Origin of the sequence: Rhizobium sp. BR 314 (assembly GCF_047445805.1) — a bacterium.
GTDB lineage: Bacteria > Pseudomonadota > Alphaproteobacteria > Rhizobiales > Rhizobiaceae > Rhizobium > Rhizobium lusitanum_B.
Map to the genome: position 1 here is coordinate 50,820 of NZ_JARWLA010000024.1, position 19,487 is coordinate 70,306.

The following is a 19,487-nucleotide window of genomic DNA, read 5'->3' on the forward strand; positions in this document are numbered from 1 at the left end:
AAACGCACAGATTTCGAGAAGGTTCTACCGAATTGTCGCTTGCGGCCGCCCTCATCTGGCGGCCGCAAGAGGCTTGGCTCAAGCGAGCTGCGACGCCTCGACCACAGCGAGAGCCGCCATGTTGACGACGCCGCGGGATGTGACCGAAGGCGAGAGGATGTGGGCCGGAAGGGCCGTGCCCAGCAGGATCGGCCCGACATGCAAGCCGTCGGTCATGGTCTTGACCACGCCGAGCGTGATGTTGGCGGCATCGAGATTGGGGAAAACGAGCAGGTTCGCTTCGCCCGTGAGCGTGCTGTCCGGCATGACGTGACGGCGCAGGCTCTCGGAGATGGCGCTGTCGCCATGCATTTCGCCATCGACTTCCAGCTCGGGTGCCGCGTCGCGAACGAGCGCAAGCGCCTCGCGCATCTTTGTAGCACTTTCCGATTCCCGCGAACCGAAGTTGGAATGCGAGACGAGGGCGGCGCGCGGCTCGATGCCGAAGCGCTTGATTTCCTGCGCCGCAAGCACGGTCGACTCCGCGATCTCTTCGGCGGTCGGGTTAAACGTTACGTAGGTGTCGGTGTAGAAGGTGGCGCCGCGCTGCGAGATGAGCAGGCTGAGCGCCGAGAAATCCCTTACGTCGGGCCGTTTGCCGATGATCTGGCGGACGATGCGCAGATGACGCTCGTAGCGGCCTTCGAGGCCGCAGATCAAGGCATCGGCTTCGCCGCGCTTCAGGGCAAGCGCGCCGATGACGGTCGCGTTGGTGCGGACGATCGTGCGAGCGGCTTCGGGGATGACGCCAGCGCGGCCGACGAGCGAGAAATAGAGCTCGACATACTCGCGGAAGCGTGGATCGTCCTCGGGGTTGATAACAGCGAAATCGGTATTCGGCCGGATCTTCAGGCCGTAACGCTTCAGACGAGTCTCGATGACCGAGGGACGGCCGATCAGGATCGGCGTTGCCGTGCCTTCTTCAAGCAGGACCTGGGCGGCGCGCAGCACGCGCTCATCTTCACCTTCGGAGAAGACGACGCGCTTGCGTTCGGCAATCTTCGCAGCCGCAAAGATCGGCTTCATGATGAAGCCGGAACGGAAGACGAAGCGATTGAGCTCGTCCATATAGGCGTCGAAATCCTTGATCGGACGCAGCGCCACGCCGCTGTCGGCGGCGGCTCTCGCCACGGCCGGCGCAATGCGCAGGATCAGGCGCGGATCGAAGGGCGAAGGAATGAGGTAGTTGGGGCCGAAGACCGGCGTTTCGCCGGTGTAGGCGCGGGCAGCGACGTCGGAAGGCTCTTCGCGGGCAAGCGAGGCGATGGCGCGAACGGCGGCCATCTTCATCTCTTCATTGATCGTCTTGGCGCCGCAATCGAGCGCACCGCGGAAGATATAGGGGAAGCAGAGAACGTTGTTCACCTGGTTCGGGAAATCGGAGCGACCGGTACAGATCATCGCGTCAGGGCGGGCAGCGCGGGCGAGGTCGGGCATGATTTCCGGCGTCGGATTGGCGAGCGCCATGATCAGCGGCTTTTCCGCCATCTGTTCGAGAAGCTCCGGCTTCAAAACGCCGGCGGCAGACAGGCCGAGGAAAACGTCGGCGCCCGGAATGGACTCGGCAAGCACGCGCTTGTAGCTATCCTGGGCATAGACGGATTTCCATTCATCCATCAGGACGTTGCGGTCCTTGTAGACTAGGCCTTCGATATCGTGGACCCAAATGTTCTCGCGCTTGGCGCCGAGAGTGACGAGCAGGTTGAGGCATGCGAGCGCTGCGGCGCCAGCGCCCGAGGCGACGATCTTGACGTCCTCGATCTTCTTACCGGCAAGCTCAAGGCCATTGAGGATAGCGGCGGCGACGATGATGGCGGTGCCGTGCTGGTCGTCGTGGAAAACCGGGATTTCCATCTTTTCGCGCAGGCGGCGTTCGACGTCGAAGCACTCCGGCGCCTTGATGTCTTCGAGGTTGATGCCGCCGAAGGTCGGCTCAAGTGCGGAAATGGTGTTGACCATCTCGTCGACGGTCGGGGCTGCGACTTCGATGTCGAAGACATCGATGCCTGCGAATTTCTTGAAGAGAACGGCCTTGCCTTCCATGACCGGCTTGGAGGCGAGAGGGCCGATATTGCCTAGGCCCAGAACGGCCGAACCGTTCGAGATAACAGCAACGAGATTGGCGCGGGACGTATAGTCGGCCGCCGTTTCCGGGTTGTCGCGGATCGCGAGGCAGGGGGCGGCAACGCCCGGGGAATAGGCAAGTGCCAGATCGCGCTGGTTGCCGAGCGGCTTGGTCGCCTGAATTTCAAGCTTGCCGGGGCGGGGATAGCGGTGGAAATAGAGCGCCTGTTCGTCGAAATTGCCGCTGGCCATGTTCTTGGCTGCTTTCGAATTGTCGTTCGTGTCCATCTTGCGTCTCCATTCCAGGCCTATGCTTCGAGTCCCTGCATACATCAATCGGTTTGGGTTCACAGTATGCAATTGACGTCACTGAGCGTTTTTGCCGCGACAATGTCTTGATCGACCGTGCACCGGGCCACTTACAAGAGCGAAACGATGCGAAACACCTATCCGCTTTATGCTGACTATTTTCATGGCGCGCGGGTGGGTTTCGTGCCTGTGGCTACGAGCACCCGAATCAGCCTGCAGAGCCGCCAAACACAGGATTTGTCATCTTCCTGAAACACGAGTCTGGTTTTGGAATAGGTAAGGCTAGGATAGGGCACGGACATAGAGTTCGTGAATGAAAACATGGACACCCGGCGATTCCGCACATTGTTCATTTCTGACGTGCACCTCGGTTCGAAAGCCGCCAAGGCGGATTTTCTGCTCGACTTTCTCCGTCATCACGAGGCCGATACCATCTATCTGGTCGGCGATATCGTCGATGGCTGGCGGCTGAAGCGGAACTGGTACTGGCCGCAGGATTGCAATGACGTGGTGCAGAAGCTGTTGCGCAAGGCGCGCAAGGGCACGCGCATCGTCTACATTCCCGGCAATCACGATGAATTCCTGCGCGATTTCCCCGGCATGCATTTTGGCGGCATTGAAGTGGCGCAGCGCGCCATGCACGAAACGGCCGACGGCAAGAAATATCTCGTGCTGCACGGCGACGAATTCGACGTCGTCGTTCGCAACGCCCGCCTGCTTGCCTATCTCGGCGACTGGGCCTACGACATGGCGATCCTGATCAATATCGGCCTTGCGGCGGTACGCCGCCGCCTGAACATGCCCTATTGGTCCTTCTCTGCTTGGGCGAAGCTGCAGGTCAAGCATGCGGTCAACTTCATCGGCGAATTCCAGCGGGTGATTGCCGAAGAAGCAAAGCGCAACGATGCCGATGGCGTCATCTGCGGTCACATCCACCATGCCGTGATCGAAGATCTGGACGGCGTGCGCTACATCAATACGGGCGACTGGGTGGAAAGCTGCACGGCGATTGCCGAGCATGAGGACGGCACCTTCGAGCTGATCACCTGGCAGACGATCCTTGAGACGCAGCCCGTCGGCGCGTCGATAGAAGAGCTGCCGCAGTCGCTGGGCGCTCAGGCAGCCTGATTTCGCACCTGTTCACGAACTTGGTGATAGGCTGTCATAAATATTGACTGCCAGGAAAGGGTCGGAGAGCCGAAGTTTTTCGGAAACGTTACAGTTCGACCGCTTCTCGCCATAGTCGTGCTCCCGATAGAGTGATAGGGACAAATCAGTTCCCTTCAGGTCTGTCATGATTCCCGCGATAAAATCTTTCCAGGGTGAGGGTGCGCCTCCGTATTTCCGCTTGCGCACTGCTTTGTCCTATTGCGCCCCGTTGTTCGTCAACGGCATTGCTTTGCCATTCTTTCCCGTCTGGCTGGCGGGCTTGAATTTCAGCGATCACGAGATCGGTCTCGTGATTGCAGTGCCGATGGTGGTGCGCGTTCTCGTGACGCCCGTTATCGCCGTTCTCGCCGACCATATGAAGGAACGCGCCGATGTGCTGTTCTGGTCAGGCGGCCTGTCGCTGCTCACGGCGATCGCGCTGTACTGGACCAGTGAATTCTGGCCTGTGCTGCTGGTCTACGGCATTCAGGGGGCGACCTATGCGCCCTATTTGCCGGTGGTCGAATCCATCGCCATGTCCGGCGTCAGGCGCTGGGGCTTCGATTACGGCTCGATGCGGGTCTGGGGGTCGATCACCTTCATTGTCTCAACCCTTCTCGGAGGGCAGATGATCGGAATGTGGGGTGGCACTATGGTGCTTCCCGTCATGGTCGCGGGCTTTGTGCTGACCATGCTGATGGGCTTGGTCTCGCCACGCATCGGACCGACGCGACGGCGCAACCAGCCGATCAACCTGCAGTCGCCGACGGGGAGCCTGCGCTCTCCGCAATTGCTGATCACCATGATCGGCGTCTCGGTGCAGCAATCGAGCCACGCAATGCTCTATACCTTCGCCTCGATCTACTGGCGCAAGCTCGGATTTTCCGGCACGGAAATTGCCGTTCTCTGGAGTATCGGCGTCGCGGCCGAGGTGCTGGTTTTCTTCCTGTCCAAGACATTGAATCGCCGCTTCAGCGCGTGGACGCTCATTTTCTTCGGGGCGACCGTCTGTGTCCTGCGCTGGGTCCTGTTTCCGGTCAATTTCGGTTTCCTGGGCTATTTCCTGCTGCAATGCCTGCATTCCTGCACATTCGCCTGCGTGCATACCGGCATTCAGCGCCGCATTGTCGCATCGGTGCAGGAAACGCAGGAATCGTCGGCCCAGGGCGCCTATTACTTCTATAACGGCATGTTCCTCGGCCTGATGACGCTGGCTTCGGGCTATCTGTACGCCTGGCTCGATCTCTACAGCTATTATGTCATGGCGGCGCTGGCGGTCATCGGTCTGGTCATGGTCATCCTTGCACGCGGCCTTCAGTCCAAGAGCTCGGCGATCGGCGGAGGCGCGCATCGCGCTTCGTGACGCGGATGCAACAAATTCATTTGGATATCAAAAAGCCGTGCCATATCTTGGCCGCGGCGCGGCATAGCAATTTCCTGTGCAGTCGGTGTATTAAACATCGGCGTCGTTCGGGCAATCCGAGTCGACATTGATGATGCCAGATCTGAAAGACGCATGAGCTTGAAAGCAGCCGAACAGAAAACCGATGCACCGAGGATCGATGACGAGGGTGATGGCCGTGGGCATCGCTATCGGCTCGAGGGTAATTGGCGTAGCGCCAATGTGCATGGCGTGCTGCGACAGATCGAGCAACTCTCGAAACGCAGCGCCGGCGGCGATGTCGTCATCGATCTTTCCGCACTGTCGGATGTGGACACTGCAGGGGCGCTGCTGATCCGGCGGCTGAAGATGAGTCAGGAAGCTCATGGAGCGACCGTGACCATCGACGGCTCCAACCAGCATATCGACGAATTGCTGACCGCTTTCGATAAGGATGCAAACGAGCAACGCGCCGCACCGAAGCCGCAAATATCCTTGGCCGAAAAGTTGTTGGCACCTATCGGCAGGAATGTCTACGACCTGTGGGGCAACCTGATTGCCGCGATGTATATTCTCGGTTCGGCGGTCAGGGGAGCGCAGCTGAAGTTCGGACGCGGCAGCGGCGTCTCGCCGGCGTCGATCGTCAACCAGATCGACCACATGGCAGTGCGCGCCGTTCCGATCATCCTGCTCATGTCGTCGCTGATTGGCGCGATCATCGCCCAGCAGGGCGCGTTCCAGCTGCGTTATTTCGGCGCCGAGGTCTTCGTCGTCGATCTCGTCGGCATCCTGCAATTGCGCGAAATCGGGGTGCTTCTCACCGCCATCATGATCGCCGGCCGGTCCGGCAGCGCGATTACGGCCGAGATCGGCTCCATGAAGATGCGCGAGGAAGTGGATGCGCTGAAGGTCATGGGCCTCAACCCTGTCGGTGTGCTGATCTTCCCGCGTCTTGTTGCGCTGACGGTTGCGCTGCCATTGCTGACGATCATTGCCAACTTCGCCTCGCTTTTCGGTGCGGCGATGGTTGCCTGGGGCTATTCCGGAATCACCATCGCGACCTTCATTTCGCGACTGCATGAGGCGGTCAGCCTTTCCACTGTGATTTCCGGTATGATCAAGGCGCCGTTCATGGCGCTGGTGATCGGTATCGTCGCAGCTGTCGAGGGATTAAAGGTCGGCGGCAGCGCTGAATCGCTCGGCCAGCACGTAACTTCGGCAGTGGTGAAGTCGATCTTCGTCGTCATCCTGATGGACGGGCTGTTTGCCATGTTCTATGCCGCGATCGATTTCTGAGGGATGGCAAGGATGAGCGCGCTTCACTCGGAGACCCCGTTGGAAACTGATGAGCATGGCAGGGACATCGTGCTGTCGGCACGGGACGTGACCGTCGCTTTCGGATCGAAAGTCGTCCTCGACAAGTTGAACCTCAATATCTATCGCGGCGAAATCCTGGGCTTCGTCGGCGCGTCCGGTGCGGGCAAGTCCGTGCTGCTGCGCACGGTGCTGCGGCTGTTGCCACGGCGCTCGGGCAAGATCGAGATCCTCGGCGAGGACTATGACAAGCTCGACGAGAATGAGCGCAACCGGCTCGACATGCGTCTTGGTGTGCTCTTCCAGCAGGGAGCGCTGTTTTCTTCGCTGACGGTGAAGGAGAACATCCAGGTGCCGATGCGCGAGTATCTGGACCTGCCGAAGGAGATGATGGACGAGCTGGCGCTGATGAAGATCCGCATGGTGGGTCTCGCTGCCGACGCCGCCGACAAATACCCCTCCGAGCTTTCCGGCGGCATGATCAAGCGCGCCGCGCTCGCCAGGGCATTGGCGCTCGATCCCGACCTTGTTTTCCTCGACGAGCCGACGTCAGGGCTCGATCCCATCGGTGCAACCGAGTTTGACGAGCTGATCGCCAAGCTGCGCGACACGCTCGGCCTGACCGTTTATATGGTGACTCACGACCTCGACAGCCTGTTTTCCGTCTGCGACCGTATTGCCGTTCTCGGACAGAAGCGGGTATTGGTGGAAGGTACGGTTGAGGACATGCTCGCCTGTGATGATCCCTGGGTGCAATCCTACTTCAGGGGCAAGCGCGCACGTTCGATCGTGCCGCGGGAGGACATCAGAGGCCGTAGCGACGACAAAGGCGCAAGCGCCCACAGCCGCGAGAAGTGACTGGAGATTATGGAAACCAAAGCCAATTATACGATCGTCGGGTTCTTCACGCTGCTTGTCATCGCGGCCGCGTTCGGTTTCGTCTACTGGATGGCCGAGTATGGCCGCGGTGGCCCGATGGTCGAACTCGTCGTGCGTATTCCCGGCTCGGCAAACGGCTTGAGCGTCGGCTCGCCAGTGCGCTTCAACGGTATTCAGGTCGGTTCGGTACAGGGGCTGTCGATCGACGCGGACGATCCCAACTATTCGCTGGCTTTCACGCAGGTCCGCGCCGATGCGCCGGTCTACACATCGACCAAAGCCATCCTGGAGATCCAGGGCCTGACCGGGGCTGCTTACATCGAGCTTTCCGGCGGCCGCAATGGCGACGAAAACATTCTGAAACGCTCCATCGATACGGGCAAGCGAGCGGTGCTTCTTGCCGATCAATCCAGCGTCACGAACCTGCTGACGACGGCAGACAAGATCCTGAACCGCGCCAACGACACGATCGGCGACATTCAGGGATTCGTCTCGGATTCGCGCGGACCGCTCACGGATACGGTGCGCAATGCGCAGAAATTCTCCAAGGCGATCGCTGACAATTCCGACAATATCGACAAATTCCTGGCGAGCGTCGGGCAGCTCTCCGATACGTTCAAGACCGTTTCGACACGCGTCGATTCGACCCTGGACGCGGTCGAGAAGCTGGTTCGTGCCGTCGATGCCCAGAAGGTCAATGACGTCATTGCCAATGCCGACCGCATTACGGCCAATGTTGCCGACGCGACGACCGACCTGAAGGCGACGATTGCAAGCTTCAAGCAAACGGCCGATACCTACACGACCTTTGGCCAGAATGCGCAAAAGACCCTGGATCGCGTCGATGCGATCGTCGCGCAGATCGACCCGGCCAAGATCAAGGGTTCGGTCGACGACATTGCCGACGTGACGAAGCAGGCGCGTACGGCTGTCGCCTCCATCCGCGATGTGGCCAGTTCGGTCGCGGCGCATCAGCAGGATATCGATCAGACGATTGCCAACGCGCGTGATATTTCCACCAAACTCAATTCGGCATCCGGCAAGGTCGACGGCATCCTGACCAAGGTCAATTCGCTGCTCGGCGACGACAGCACGAAATCGTTGTTCGCCGAGGCGAAGGATACGCTCGAATCCTTCAAGAAGGTGGCAGACAATCTCAATTCGCGTATCGGACCGATTGCCGACAATCTGCAGAAGTTCTCGAGCGGCGGTCTGCGCGATGCCCAGACGCTTATCAATGATATGCGCGGTACGGTTGACAATCTGAACACGACTATCAGTAATTTCGACCGTAACCCGCAACGACTGCTGTTCGGTGGCGATACGGTGAAGACATATGACGGCCGCGCGCGGCGTTGATGAATAGCGAGATCTGGTCTCCAGGGGATAAGCGAAATATGGTCGGTTGCGTATCGAGTGAGCGTCGTCAGATGTGGAAGGCCGTGATTGCGTTGCCGTTGCTCGCAGCCTTGCTCGGAGGCTGTGGTACCTCCGGCCACAACGATACCTATGATCTCTCGGGGTCGGCGAAGGTGAACGGGCCTTCGGCCAAGAGCAAACAGATCCTGATCCCTCAACCGACAGCGTTGCAGGCGCTCGACAGCAACCAGATCGTCATTCGCGTTTCGTCCTCGGAAATCCAGTATCTCGGCAAGTCGCAATGGAGTGACAAGCTGAGCAAGATGGTCCAGTCCAAGCTGGCGGAAGCATTTGAGAATACCGGCAAGCTCGGCGGCGTCGGGGTTCCGGGGCAGGGACTGGCGATCGATTATCAGATCGTGACGGACATCCGCTCCTTCGAAATCAATGCGTCGCATGGCCAGAAGACAGCGGTTGTTGAAATCTCGGAGAAAATCCTGAACGACCGCACGGGCACTGTGAAGGCACAGAACGTCTTCCGCAAAGTCGTGCCCGTCAGCGGCAGCAGCAATCCGGACTTCGTGAAGGCGCTCGATTCGGCATTTGCGGGCGTGACGGGCGAGCTTGTCGACTGGACGCTGCGCTCGCTGTAGAAGCGCTTGGCGAAGATTGCTTCTTAGCTTTTGCCATCGGCGGCAATGCCTGAAGCATTGTGGCTATGCGGGGAGGGTTACCGCCTCATCCAATCGCCGATCACGCCGAAATGGTTCGGGTGGCGGAGCCTGTTCGGGCGTTGCGTACCTTTCTTCCGCAGGCCTCTTCAATTGCTAGGGATCGACACATACACGATCTTTGCACTTGCGGTCGACATGGTGGGTTCCTCCTCTATATCGTTCAGAACGGAGTTTCGGTCGGCGAAGCAGGCGCAGGCTCTGAAGCGGCTGAATGGCGATTTCCGCAACATTCTTGCACAGTCCTGCAAAGCGAACCGCTCGCGGCCCGCGGAGGCTTGCCGTTTTCCGTTCGGAGTGTAACAACACCCCTAACGCAGGGCTTTCGCCGGTCGCGCCAAGCGTCGGCGGTATTGCGTCAAATCGGAAGTGGTTGCGTCCTCCGAATCTCCGGAATGGGTCGGCGCAGCCAACGACTCACTGGAGGATTGTCGTGGAAAAGGCAGAAATCGGGCTGATTGGTCTCGCGGTGATGGGATCGAATCTGGCGCTCAACATCGCCGAAAAAGGCAACAAGATCGCAGTGTTCAACCGTACGCCGCAGGTGACGGATGAATTCTACGCCAATGCGGGCGCGCTCAAGGACAAGATCATCCCTTGCAAGACGATCGAGGAGTTTGTGGAGGCGATCCGTCCGCCGCGGCCGATCATCATCATGATCAAGGCCGGCGAGCCGGTCGACCAGCAGATGGCGGCGTTGCAGCCCTATCTAGACAAGGGCGACATTATGATCGACGCCGGCAACGCGAATTTCCGCGATACGATCGCGCGTTTCGACCGCCTCAAGGACACTGGCCTGACCTTCATCGGTATGGGTGTTTCCGGCGGCGAGGAAGGTGCACGCCATGGACCGTCGATCATGGTCGGCGGCACGGAGGACTCCTACAAGCGCGTCGAGAAGGTGCTGACGTCGATTGCGGCCAAGTACAATGACGATCCGTGCGTTGCCTGGCTCGGCAATGACGGCGCCGGCCATTTCGTCAAGACGATCCACAACGGCATCGAATATGCCGATATGCAGATGATCGCCGAAATCTACGGCATTCTGCGCGATGGTCTCGGCAAGAGTGCCGCCGATATCAGCTCGATCTTCGGCGACTGGAACAAGGGCCGCCTGAATTCCTATCTGATCGAGATCACCGAAAAGGTTCTCGCCGCCAAGGACCCGGCAACCGGTAGCGCCATGCCTGACGTCATCCTCGACAAGGCCGGCCAGAAGGGCACCGGCAAGTGGTCTGCCATCGAAGCCCAGAACATGGGTATTCCGGCAACCGCGATCGAGGCAGCCGTTGCCGCGCGCAGCCTGTCGGCCCTTAAGAGCCAGCGCGAAGCCGCCGAAAAGATCTTCGGTACGCCGGACTATAAATTCCCGATCGCTTTCGGCCCTGAGCTGCTGAAGGATCTGGAGCTTGCGCTGTTTGCCGCCAAGATCGGCGCTTATGCGCAGGGCTTTGCTGTGATGGCGGAGGCTTCGAAGGAGTTCAACTGGTCGCTGCCGATGCCCGTCATCGCCAAGATCTGGCGTGCCGGCTGCATCATCCGCTCGCAGTTCCTCGACGAGATCACCAGCGCCTTCACCAAGAATCCGGATGCGGCGAATCTGATCGCCACGCCGGCCTTTGCCGAGATGGTCAAGGAATCGATCCCGTCGCTGCGCCGCATCGTTTCGGCTGCGACCGCTGCCGGCCTGCCGGTTCCGGCGCTGGCTTCGGCGCTCACTTACTTCGATGCCTATCGTCAGGCACGCGGTACCGCCAACCTGATCCAGGCCCAGCGCGACTTCTTCGGCGCGCACGGCTTCGATCGTGTCGACGGCAAGGACATCCACCACGGCCCATGGGGCAGCGGCGCTCAGGGCTGAGAAAACAGTCCGATGTGATTTTGAAAAAAGGCCCGCCGGAGAAATCCGGCGGGCTTTTGCCATCAGCTCTTCGGCCAGACAGGCGAGCTGATGCTTTGCAGCAGTTCGGGCTCTATGCCGTCGATGCGAGCGATGATCGACTTCGCCAGCTCGCGACCGCCCTGACGGACGTCCTCGTAGATCGTGATAATCTCCGGGCGGATCCAGTTCAGCACGTCGGTCGATTGCTTGGCGACCATGTCGATGTCGCGGCCGAGGCGGAAACCAGCCGCCTCGATGCCGGCGTTGACGGCAATGGCGCCAGCGCCGCTGGAGCAGACGATACCGTCAGGCCGATGTGAGGAGCGCATCAGCGCTTCGACGCTGTCCCTGATGTCGGCAAGCGGCGCATCGGTCGTTACCCTCAAAGGGATCTCTTCAGCGCCATATTCGTGCAGGCCGATCTGGAAGCCGATACGGGTATGCGAATAATAGGTCAGCTTGCTGGCTGGTTGCAGCAGGGCCAGGCGACGCCGCCCCTTGGCGACAAGTGCGCGCACGGCCTCGTGAGTAAAGGCTTCGTTGTCGAAATCATGGAAGGGGTGGACGATACCCATATCCGTGCGTCCATGCGTGGCGAACGGCAGTCCGCGTTCATGCATAAGGCGAACGCGCGCATCATCCGGCTCCGTGCGCGATATGATGACGCCGTCGGCCGAACCGGTGTCGAGAATATAGCGCACCGGCACCAGCGGATCTTTGCTGTGGGAATGCGGCGTGATGACCAGATGGTATTGCGTGCCTGCCAGAACCTCGGAAATGCCGAAGACCATCTGGCTGGTGAAGCCCATGATTTCCTCGTCGATGCTCAAAACCAGAGCGATGACGTTGGTCTTGCCGGTTCGCAGGCGTACGCCTGCGCGGTTCGGCTGGTAGCCCAACTGCCGGGCGACCATGCGCACGCGTTCCTTGGTCTCGGCGCCGATATCGGGGGCATCCTTCAATGCGCGGGATACCGTGGTAATGCCAAGCCCGGTCATGAAGGCGATCGTCTTGAGCGTCGGCCGCTCCGGTGCCGTCTGCGGCGTGCCGCTCGCTGAAGTCTTCTTATTGTCCATTTCGTCCAAGCTCGCCTCCCGGCCGCCTCCCGCGACCAATCCGCTTATATTGCTCATGCTTGCGCCGCAAGCATAGATGCATTGCGATCGCCCCATCGTCAGTGATGAAAACTGTAACGATACAGTTCGATTGTCGAGTGCTATTTTATGACGACTTGCCGGAGTAATACTTCCTGGTTGTATCGATCTGCTTTTCCGAAGATTTTCCCGTTCACGATGGCGAAACGATGGGACGGGTGACGTATTCAAGGGTATTTTTTTATAAAAATCAACATATTGATACTACCTCCCGCAGGGTTTTCGCTTGGAGGTGGAGCTGCGAATGTGTGCTCTTCACAAGTCTATTTTCCTCTATGGGTTGTATAATTGCGTGCGTTGAAAAAATTTTGGATAGGCGGTTGCGCACCGAAAATGATTCGACTAGGTTTTTCCGGCAACGTTTCAGTGAGGGAGGAGAACTCATGAATATTCGTTTGATGGCTGCCGCTTTGCTCGCATCTGTCGCGATTCCAGCCTTTTCCGCAAATGCGACCGATCTTGAGGTAACGCATTGGTGGACATCGGGCGGCGAAGCAGCCGCGGTGAAGGTTTTGGCCGAACAGTACAATGGTTTGGGCGACAATCACTGGGTCGACGGCGCGATTGCCGGATCCGGTTCGACGGCTACGCCCTTGATCGTCAGCCGCATTCTGGGCGGCAATCCGATGGGTGCAACGCAGCTCAATACGGGTCGCGACGCCGAAGAGCTGGTCAAGGCCGGCCTGATGACGGACCTGACCGATCTCGCCGAAAAAGAGCACTGGAAGGATATCATTCGTCCGGCGAGCCTGCTGGCTTCGTGCACCTATCAAGGGCGCGTCTTCTGCGTGCCGCTCAACATTCATTCCTGGCAGTGGCTGTGGCTCAACCGGCACGTCTTCGAAGACAACGGCATGAAGGTGCCGGCGAACTGGGACGAGTTTGCAGCCGATGCGCCGAAGCTGCGCGAAAAGGGTATCATTCCGCTCGCGACCGGCGCTCCATGGCAGGTCGACGGTATCCGCAACGTCATGCAGGTCGGCATCGGCGGCAAGGAGACCTATCTGGCGATCTACGACAAGAAGAACGCAGATGCGGTCAAAAACCCCGAGAACCGCAAGGTTTGGGATGCATTTGCACAGGCTCGCGGTATGGTTGACGACAGCTATTCCGGCCGCGACTGGAACGTCGCCACCAACATGGTCATTACGGGCAAGGCTGCAGGCCAAATCATGGGCGACTGGGCGCAGGGCGAGTTCGGCGTAGCGAAGCAGGTTGCAGGCAAGGACTATGATTGCTTGCCAGGCCTCGGATTCCATGCGTTGCTCGATACCGGTGGCGACAGCTTCTACTTCCCGAAGAACAGCAATCCGGACATCACCAAGGCGCAGCTCGAGCTTGCCAGCATGCTGGTTTCCAAGGAAACCCAGGTCAAGTTCAACCTCGCCAAGGGTTCTCTGCCTGTTCGCGGCGATGTCGATCTGACCGCCGCCAGCTCCTGCATGAAGAAGGGTCTGGAAATCCTGAAGAACCCGGATAACGTGCTGCCGGGCGTGACGCAGCTGATCGATCCCGATACGCGCGGCCAGATGACCGATCTTGGCCTGCAGTTCTTCTCGTCGAAGATGACCGTGGACGAGGCGATCGAAAAGCAGACCGCCATCTTCAAGCAGGCTCAGTAAGCAGACGACCATCCTATCAATCGCGATGGCTGACATTGGGACGGGCGAGAGTTCTTGCCTGTCCCGGTGACGCCACCAACGGAGGTGTCGATGGCTAACGCTGTCCGGCCACTTGGTCTGTTCCGCAATCTCAATGCAAAGATCGCCGCCATTCCGATGGTGCTGACGGTAATCGTCGTCTTCGTAGGTTGCACGCTCTGGACCGTCATCTACTCGTTCACCGATTCCAAACTGCTGCCCAGTTCCAACTTCGTCGGATTGTCGCAGTATCAGCGTCTATGGGGCACCGATCGCTGGAACGTCTCCATCGGCAATCTCGCGACATACGGCGTTCTCAGTCTGGTTTTCGCCTTCGTCGTCGGCTTTTTCCTGGCCGTACTGATGGATCAGAAGATCCGCTTCGAGAACACGTTCCGAACCATTTTTCTCTATCCCTTCGCTCTGTCCTTCATCGTGACCGGCCTTGTCTGGCAATGGATCCTCGACCCGTCGCTCGGGCTGCCGAAGTTGATGCAGGACATGGGGTTCACCGGCTTCAATTTCGCGCTGCTCGGCAATCAGAAGACCGTGCTTTATGCGCTCGTCATCGCCGGTCTCTGGCAGGGTACGGGGCTTGTCATGGTATTGATGCTCGCGGGCCTGCGCGGGATCGACGGCGAGATCTGGAAGGCCGCCCGCGTCGACGGCATTCCGGCCTGGCGGACCTACATCTTCGTCGTTATTCCGATGATGCGCGGCGTCTTCGTCACCACGCTCGTCATCGTCGCCTCTGGCATTGTGCGCGTCTACGACCTCGTCGTTGCCATGACGTCGGGTGGTCCGGGCTTCGCGTCGGAAATGCCCGCCAAATATGTCTATGATTTCATGTTCCAGCGCTCGAACCTCGGGCAGGCGCTTGCCGCCTCGACGGTCATGCTGGTTACCGTGTTCATCTTCGTCGTGCCGTGGGCTCTCTACGAGTTCCGCCAGAAGCGCCGGTAAGGGAGGAAGCAACCCATGGCACTTACCGCTACCATCGAACCTTCGGGCGCCAAGCCCAAGCGCCGCTTCGCACCGCGCACGATCATGCTCTACGGCATCCTCGGGCTGGCCGCGCTCTACTATTTGCTGCCGCTCTATGTGATGGTCGTCACCTCGCTGAAGGGCATGCCTGAAATCCGCATGGGCAATATCTTCGCGCCGCCCGTTGAGATTACCTTCGAGCCTTGGGTGAAAGCCTGGTCGCAGGCATGCACCGGGCTTTACTGCCACGGCATTCAGGTCGGCTTCTGGAATTCGGTGAAGATCCTCGTTCCAAGCGTCATCGTCTCGATCGCCATTGCGTCGGTCAACGGCTATGCGCTTGCCAACTGGCGCTTCAAGGGATCGGAAGTCTTCTTCACGATCCTGCTGTTCGGCGCCTTCATTCCCTATCAGGTCATGCTCTATCCGCTCGTCATGGTGCTGCGCGAACTTCACCTGTTCTCGACGCTCGGCGGCATCGTGCTCGTGCATACGATCTTCGGGATGCCGATCAACACGCTGCTGTTCCGCAACTACTTCGCCTCGCTGCCGCCGGAACTCTTCAAGGCGGCGCGCGTCGATGGCGCGGGCTTCTGGCAGATCTTCCTGCGCATCATGCTGCCCATGTCGCTGCCGATCTTCGTCGTCGGCATCATCATCCAGATCACCGGCATCTGGAACGACTTCCTGTTCGGCGTGATTTTCGCCGGCACGCAGAACTATCCGATGACCGTGCAGCTCAACAACGTCGTCAACGCCGTGCAGGGCGTGAAGGAATACAACGTCAACATGGCCGCAACGCTCCTGACTGGCGCGGTGCCGCTTATCGTCTATTTCGTGTCCGGACGGCTCTTCGTCCGGGGCATCGCCGCCGGCGCAGTGAAGGGTTGATCCATGAACAGCAGCGTTTCCATCAAAGACCTTTCGCTGAATTTCGGTGCGGTCAGTGTTTTGAAAAACCTCAATCTCGAAATCGACGACGGGGAGTTCCTGGTGCTTCTCGGCTCATCCGGCTGCGGCAAGTCGACCTTGCTCAACTGCATCGCCGGCCTGCTCGACATCAGCGAAGGGCAGATCTTCATCAAGGGCAAGAATGTCACCTGGGAAGAGCCCAAGGATCGCGGCATCGGCATGGTGTTCCAGTCCTACGCGCTCTATCCGCAGATGTCGGTGGAGAAGAATCTCTCCTTCGGCCTGCGCGTCGCCAAGGTGCCGCAGGACGAGATCAACAAGCGTATCGCGCGCGCTGCCGAAATCCTGCAGATCGAGCCGCTCTTGAAGCGCAAGCCGGCCGAGCTTTCGGGCGGCCAGCGCCAGCGCGTCGCGATCGGCCGTGCCTTGGTGCGCGATGTCGATGTCTTCCTCTTCGACGAACCGTTGTCGAACCTCGATGCCAAGTTGCGCTCGGAGCTGCGTGTGGAAATCAAGCGGCTGCACCAGTCGTTGAAGAACACGATGATCTACGTCACCCACGACCAGATCGAGGCGCTGACGCTCGCTGACCGCATCGCGATCATGAAGAACGGCGTCATCATGCAGCTCGACGATCCCACGACGATCTATAACGAGCCGCGCAATCTCTTCGTGGCCGGCTTCATCGGATCGCCGTCCATGAACTTCCTTAGGGGAGAGCTGGCCAATCGCGAAGGTAAGATCGTGTTCGCGACCAATGACGTGCTGTTTTCTCTCGACGGCTACAAGTCCGGTGAGGTGTTGCATGCTGGCCGCAAGGTCGTGCTGGGCGTCCGCCCCGAGCACATCAAGGTCAACGAGGAAGCCGCGTCCGGCGCCGAAATCCACAATGCCACCGTCGATATCGAGGAGCCGATGGGGGCCGACAATCTGCTGTGGCTCAAGCATGCCGGCCATACCATGTCGGTTCGCGTCAACGGCGCCAGACGTTTCGGCGCGGGTTCGGCTGTGAAACTCGGCTTTGACATGTCTCTCGCATCGCTCTTTGATGCGCAGACGGAACTCAGAATTTGATCCATGCACGGGGGCGGGTTGACCGCCTCCAACCTACAGCGGTCCGGGGAGGTCCGATGTCGTCTTCGCTCAATGATAACTTCACCATCGATCTGGCCGGGTCATGGAGGCTGACGTCTCCCGACAGCGATCATTCGCTGTCCATGTCGCTGCCTGGTGACGTCCATTCCGCGCTGCATGCGGAAGGGCTTATTCCCGATCCCTATTTTGCGCGCAACGAAGAGATCGTGCAGTGGGTCGCCAAGCAGGACTGGGAGCTGACGCGCAGCTTCAAGCTCGATGATGTCGATGGAGACTGGTATCTCGATATCGATTATCTCGATACGGTCGCCAGCGTCTACGTCAATGATGCCCTCGTGCTGGAGGCGAACAACTGCTTCCAGCGCTATCGTCCCGATGTCTCGAAGGCGCTCAGGACAGGCGAGAATACCCTTCGCATCGTCCTGCATTCAAGCATTTCGGCCGGCGCCGCCCTGCAGGCGAAGCAGCCATTCTACATTCCCTACAGCAGCGGCAATTCGCCGATCCCGAATGGTAACATGCTGCGCAAACCGCAATGCCACTTCGGCTGGGACTGGAACATCGCAATCGCGCCGCTTGGTCTTTATGGCACCGTTGCGCTGAAGAGGCTTGAGATCGCCCGGATCGAAAATCTCGTCACCCAGCAGATTCACAATGACGACGGCTCGGTTGACCTCAAGGTGACGGTAGCGTTGTTTGCCAAGGGGACCGGGATCGCGCAGCTCCATTTTATGCTCGATGATGAGCGGGTGCGTCTCGATGTCGGCGTCAATGCCGGCGAAACGTCGATCACCCACTTCTTCCACATAGACAAGCCCAAGCTCTGGTGGCCGGCCGGCAATGGCGAGCAGGCGCTTTATGCCCTATCTGTGGAAACCAATTTTGAAACCGTCACCCGGCAGATCGGCCTGCGCACGGTCGAGTTGATTACCACCGAGGATGAGGCGGGTAGCCGTTTTGCTTTGAAGGTCAATGGTCGCGAGATCTTTGCGCGCGGGGCAAACTGGATTCCGGCCGATGCGCTGTTTTCCCGCTCCAACCCGGCCGCGACCGAGGGTCTGCTGCAATCGGCCGTCGACGCCAATATGAATGCGATCCGCGTCTGGGGCGGCGGCTTCTATGAGCATGACTGGTTTTATGACACCTGCGACCGGCTGGGGCTAATGGTGTGGCAGGACTTCATGTTCGCCTGCAATCTCTATCCGTCGACGGGCGACTTCTTGGAAAATGTCGAGGAGGAGGTCGGCTATCAGGTTCGCCGTCTGGCGACGCATCCGTCCATCGTTCTCTGGTGCGGCGACAACGAACTGGTGGGCGCGCTTACCTGGTTCGAGGAGTCCCGCAAAGACCGTGATCGCTACCTCGTCTCCTATGATCGCCTGAACAGGACGATCGAGAAGGCGATGAAGAAGGCGCTGCCGGACGCGATCTGGTGGCCGTCGAGCCCGGCTTCGGGCTATCTCAACTTCGGCGACGCATGGCATGCCGACGGCTCGGGCGACATGCATTACTGGTCGGTCTGGCACGAGAACAAGTCCTTCGACAATTATCGCACCGTACAGCCGCGCTTCTGCTCGGAGTTCGGCTTCCAGTCCTACACCTCGCTGCCTGTTATCAAAACCTATGCCGAGGCGAAGGATATGAATATCGCCTCTCCGGTCATGGAGCTGCACCAGAAGAATGCCGGCGGCAACGAGCGGATTGCCGGCACGATGTTCCGCTATTTCCGTTTCCCGAAGGACTTTCCGAATTTCGTCTATTTGAGCCAGGTCCAGCAGGGCCTCGCGATCAAGACGGCGGTGGAATATTGGCGGTCGCTGAAGCCTCATTGCATGGGCACCATCTACTGGCAGCTCAACGACACCTGGCCAGTGGCTTCTTGGTCCAGCCTGGATTACGGCGGCCGGTGGAAGGTGATGCATTATCTGGTGCGGCGCTTCTTCCAGCCCGTATCTGTTGCGGCCATTCCCTCCGAAGACAGCAAGACGATCCGCTTCTCTCTGGTCAACGACACCAATGCCGATGTCACGGCCGATATCTCCGTCTCGCTGTTGAAGCTCAATGGCGAGCGGGTGCCGTTCAGCACGGCGCATGCCGTCTGTACGCCGGATGCGGCTGTCACGGCCTTGTCGATCGATGCGGACCAGATACCGACGGATTGCCTGCTGGCGTGGCGTTTCACCGCATCGAATGGAATGGGCTGCGAGGGGCATTATGTCCACGGCACCTACAAGGCGCTCGAGCTTCAGCCTGCCGGCCTGACGATGCTGAGGGAGGAGAAGGAGGAAAACGGGACGGTGGAGCTCACCGTCACCGCAGAGGGACTTGCGCTGTTCGTGATGATCGAGAGCGAAATCGAGGGACGTTATTCCGACAACGCCTTCGATCTTGCCGCCGGCGAGAGCCGCCGCATCGTCTTCACGCCGGCCAAACCCATTGCAGGTGGCGCCCCTGCATTCCGCATCTACGATTTGCAATCCAGTCAGTCGGTGGACAGCTAGCTGGCGGCCACCCTGCTGATGGATTGAACTATCGCGCCGCATCGGCGGCGCTTTCGGGGCCACAAGCCCAGGACAGACGGCCCGAAGGCCATTG

14 protein-coding genes are annotated in these 19,487 nt (G+C 59.4%); 12 read left to right on the forward strand and 2 right to left on the reverse strand.

Going from position 1 to position 19,487, the window contains the following annotated elements:
* Window positions 1–78: 78 nt before the first annotated feature.
* Window positions 79–2,391 (reverse strand): NADP-dependent malic enzyme, encoded by a 2,313-nt coding sequence (locus tag QD461_RS24785; RefSeq protein WP_414090104.1) that lies wholly within the window; start codon window positions 2,389–2,391, stop codon window positions 79–81.
* Between the two features lie 342 nt (window positions 2,392–2,733).
* On the opposite strand from QD461_RS24785, the gene QD461_RS24790 reads away from it, so the two are divergent.
* From QD461_RS24790 to gndA, 7 genes are all read left to right on the forward strand, one after another.
* Window positions 2,734–3,540 carry a UDP-2,3-diacylglucosamine diphosphatase gene (locus QD461_RS24790; protein ID WP_414090105.1) on the forward strand — a complete coding sequence of 269 codons (807 nt, stop codon included), beginning with the start codon at window positions 2,734–2,736 and terminating at the stop codon, window positions 3,538–3,540.
* A 166-nt stretch (window positions 3,541–3,706) separates the two neighbouring features.
* Window positions 3,707–4,924, forward strand: a complete 1,218-nt coding sequence (locus QD461_RS24795) for an MFS transporter (RefSeq protein WP_414090106.1) — start codon at window positions 3,707–3,709, stop codon at window positions 4,922–4,924.
* 153 nt (window positions 4,925–5,077) lie between these two features.
* Window positions 5,078–6,238 carry an ABC transporter permease gene (locus QD461_RS24800; RefSeq protein WP_414090107.1) on the forward strand — a complete coding sequence of 387 codons (1,161 nt, stop codon included), beginning with the start codon at window positions 5,078–5,080 and terminating at the stop codon, window positions 6,236–6,238.
* A 12-nt stretch (window positions 6,239–6,250) separates the two neighbouring features.
* Window positions 6,251–7,114 (forward strand): ABC transporter ATP-binding protein, encoded by an 864-nt coding sequence (locus tag QD461_RS24805; RefSeq protein ID WP_184704043.1) that lies wholly within the window; start codon window positions 6,251–6,253, stop codon window positions 7,112–7,114.
* 9 nt (window positions 7,115–7,123) lie between these two features.
* Window positions 7,124–8,494: an MlaD family protein gene (locus tag QD461_RS24810; protein ID WP_184704045.1), complete on the forward strand. Its 1,371-nt coding sequence runs from the start codon at window positions 7,124–7,126 to the stop codon at window positions 8,492–8,494.
* A 38-nt stretch (window positions 8,495–8,532) separates the two neighbouring features.
* Window positions 8,533–9,147, forward strand: a complete 615-nt coding sequence (locus QD461_RS24815; protein WP_414090108.1) for an ABC-type transport auxiliary lipoprotein family protein — start codon at window positions 8,533–8,535, stop codon at window positions 9,145–9,147.
* Window positions 9,148–9,658: 511 nt separating this feature from the next.
* The gene (gndA, locus tag QD461_RS24820) at window positions 9,659–11,086 is read left to right on the forward strand and encodes an NADP-dependent phosphogluconate dehydrogenase (RefSeq protein WP_414090109.1); all 1,428 of its coding nucleotides are present in this window, start codon (window positions 9,659–9,661) and stop codon (window positions 11,084–11,086) included.
* A 62-nt stretch (window positions 11,087–11,148) separates the two neighbouring features.
* On the opposite strand, the gene QD461_RS24825 is transcribed toward gndA, so the two are convergent.
* Complete coding sequence (locus QD461_RS24825) at window positions 11,149–12,183, reverse strand: LacI family transcriptional regulator (protein ID WP_414090146.1); 1,035 nt, start codon at window positions 12,181–12,183, stop codon at window positions 11,149–11,151.
* Between the two features lie 461 nt (window positions 12,184–12,644).
* Here QD461_RS24825 and QD461_RS24830 point away from each other — a divergent pair, with 461 nt between their 5' ends.
* The 5 genes from QD461_RS24830 to QD461_RS24850 all read left to right on the forward strand — a co-directional run bounded on the left by QD461_RS24830 (window position 12,645) and on the right by QD461_RS24850 (window position 19,393).
* Complete coding sequence (locus QD461_RS24830) at window positions 12,645–13,883, forward strand: ABC transporter substrate-binding protein (protein WP_414090110.1); 1,239 nt, start codon at window positions 12,645–12,647, stop codon at window positions 13,881–13,883.
* A 90-nt stretch (window positions 13,884–13,973) separates the two neighbouring features.
* Complete coding sequence (locus QD461_RS24835) at window positions 13,974–14,864, forward strand: carbohydrate ABC transporter permease (RefSeq protein ID WP_184704053.1); 891 nt, start codon at window positions 13,974–13,976, stop codon at window positions 14,862–14,864.
* A gap of 15 nt (window positions 14,865–14,879) precedes the next feature.
* Entirely contained in the window at window positions 14,880–15,776 is an 897-nt protein-coding gene (locus QD461_RS24840) for a carbohydrate ABC transporter permease (RefSeq protein WP_414090111.1), read from the forward strand.
* Between the two features lie 3 nt (window positions 15,777–15,779).
* Window positions 15,780–16,871 carry an ABC transporter ATP-binding protein gene (locus tag QD461_RS24845; protein ID WP_414090112.1) on the forward strand — a complete coding sequence of 364 codons (1,092 nt, stop codon included), beginning with the start codon at window positions 15,780–15,782 and terminating at the stop codon, window positions 16,869–16,871.
* 56 nt (window positions 16,872–16,927) lie between these two features.
* Complete coding sequence (locus QD461_RS24850) at window positions 16,928–19,393, forward strand: beta-mannosidase (protein WP_414090113.1); 2,466 nt, start codon at window positions 16,928–16,930, stop codon at window positions 19,391–19,393.
* The last annotated feature ends 94 nt before the right edge of the window (window positions 19,394–19,487 follow it).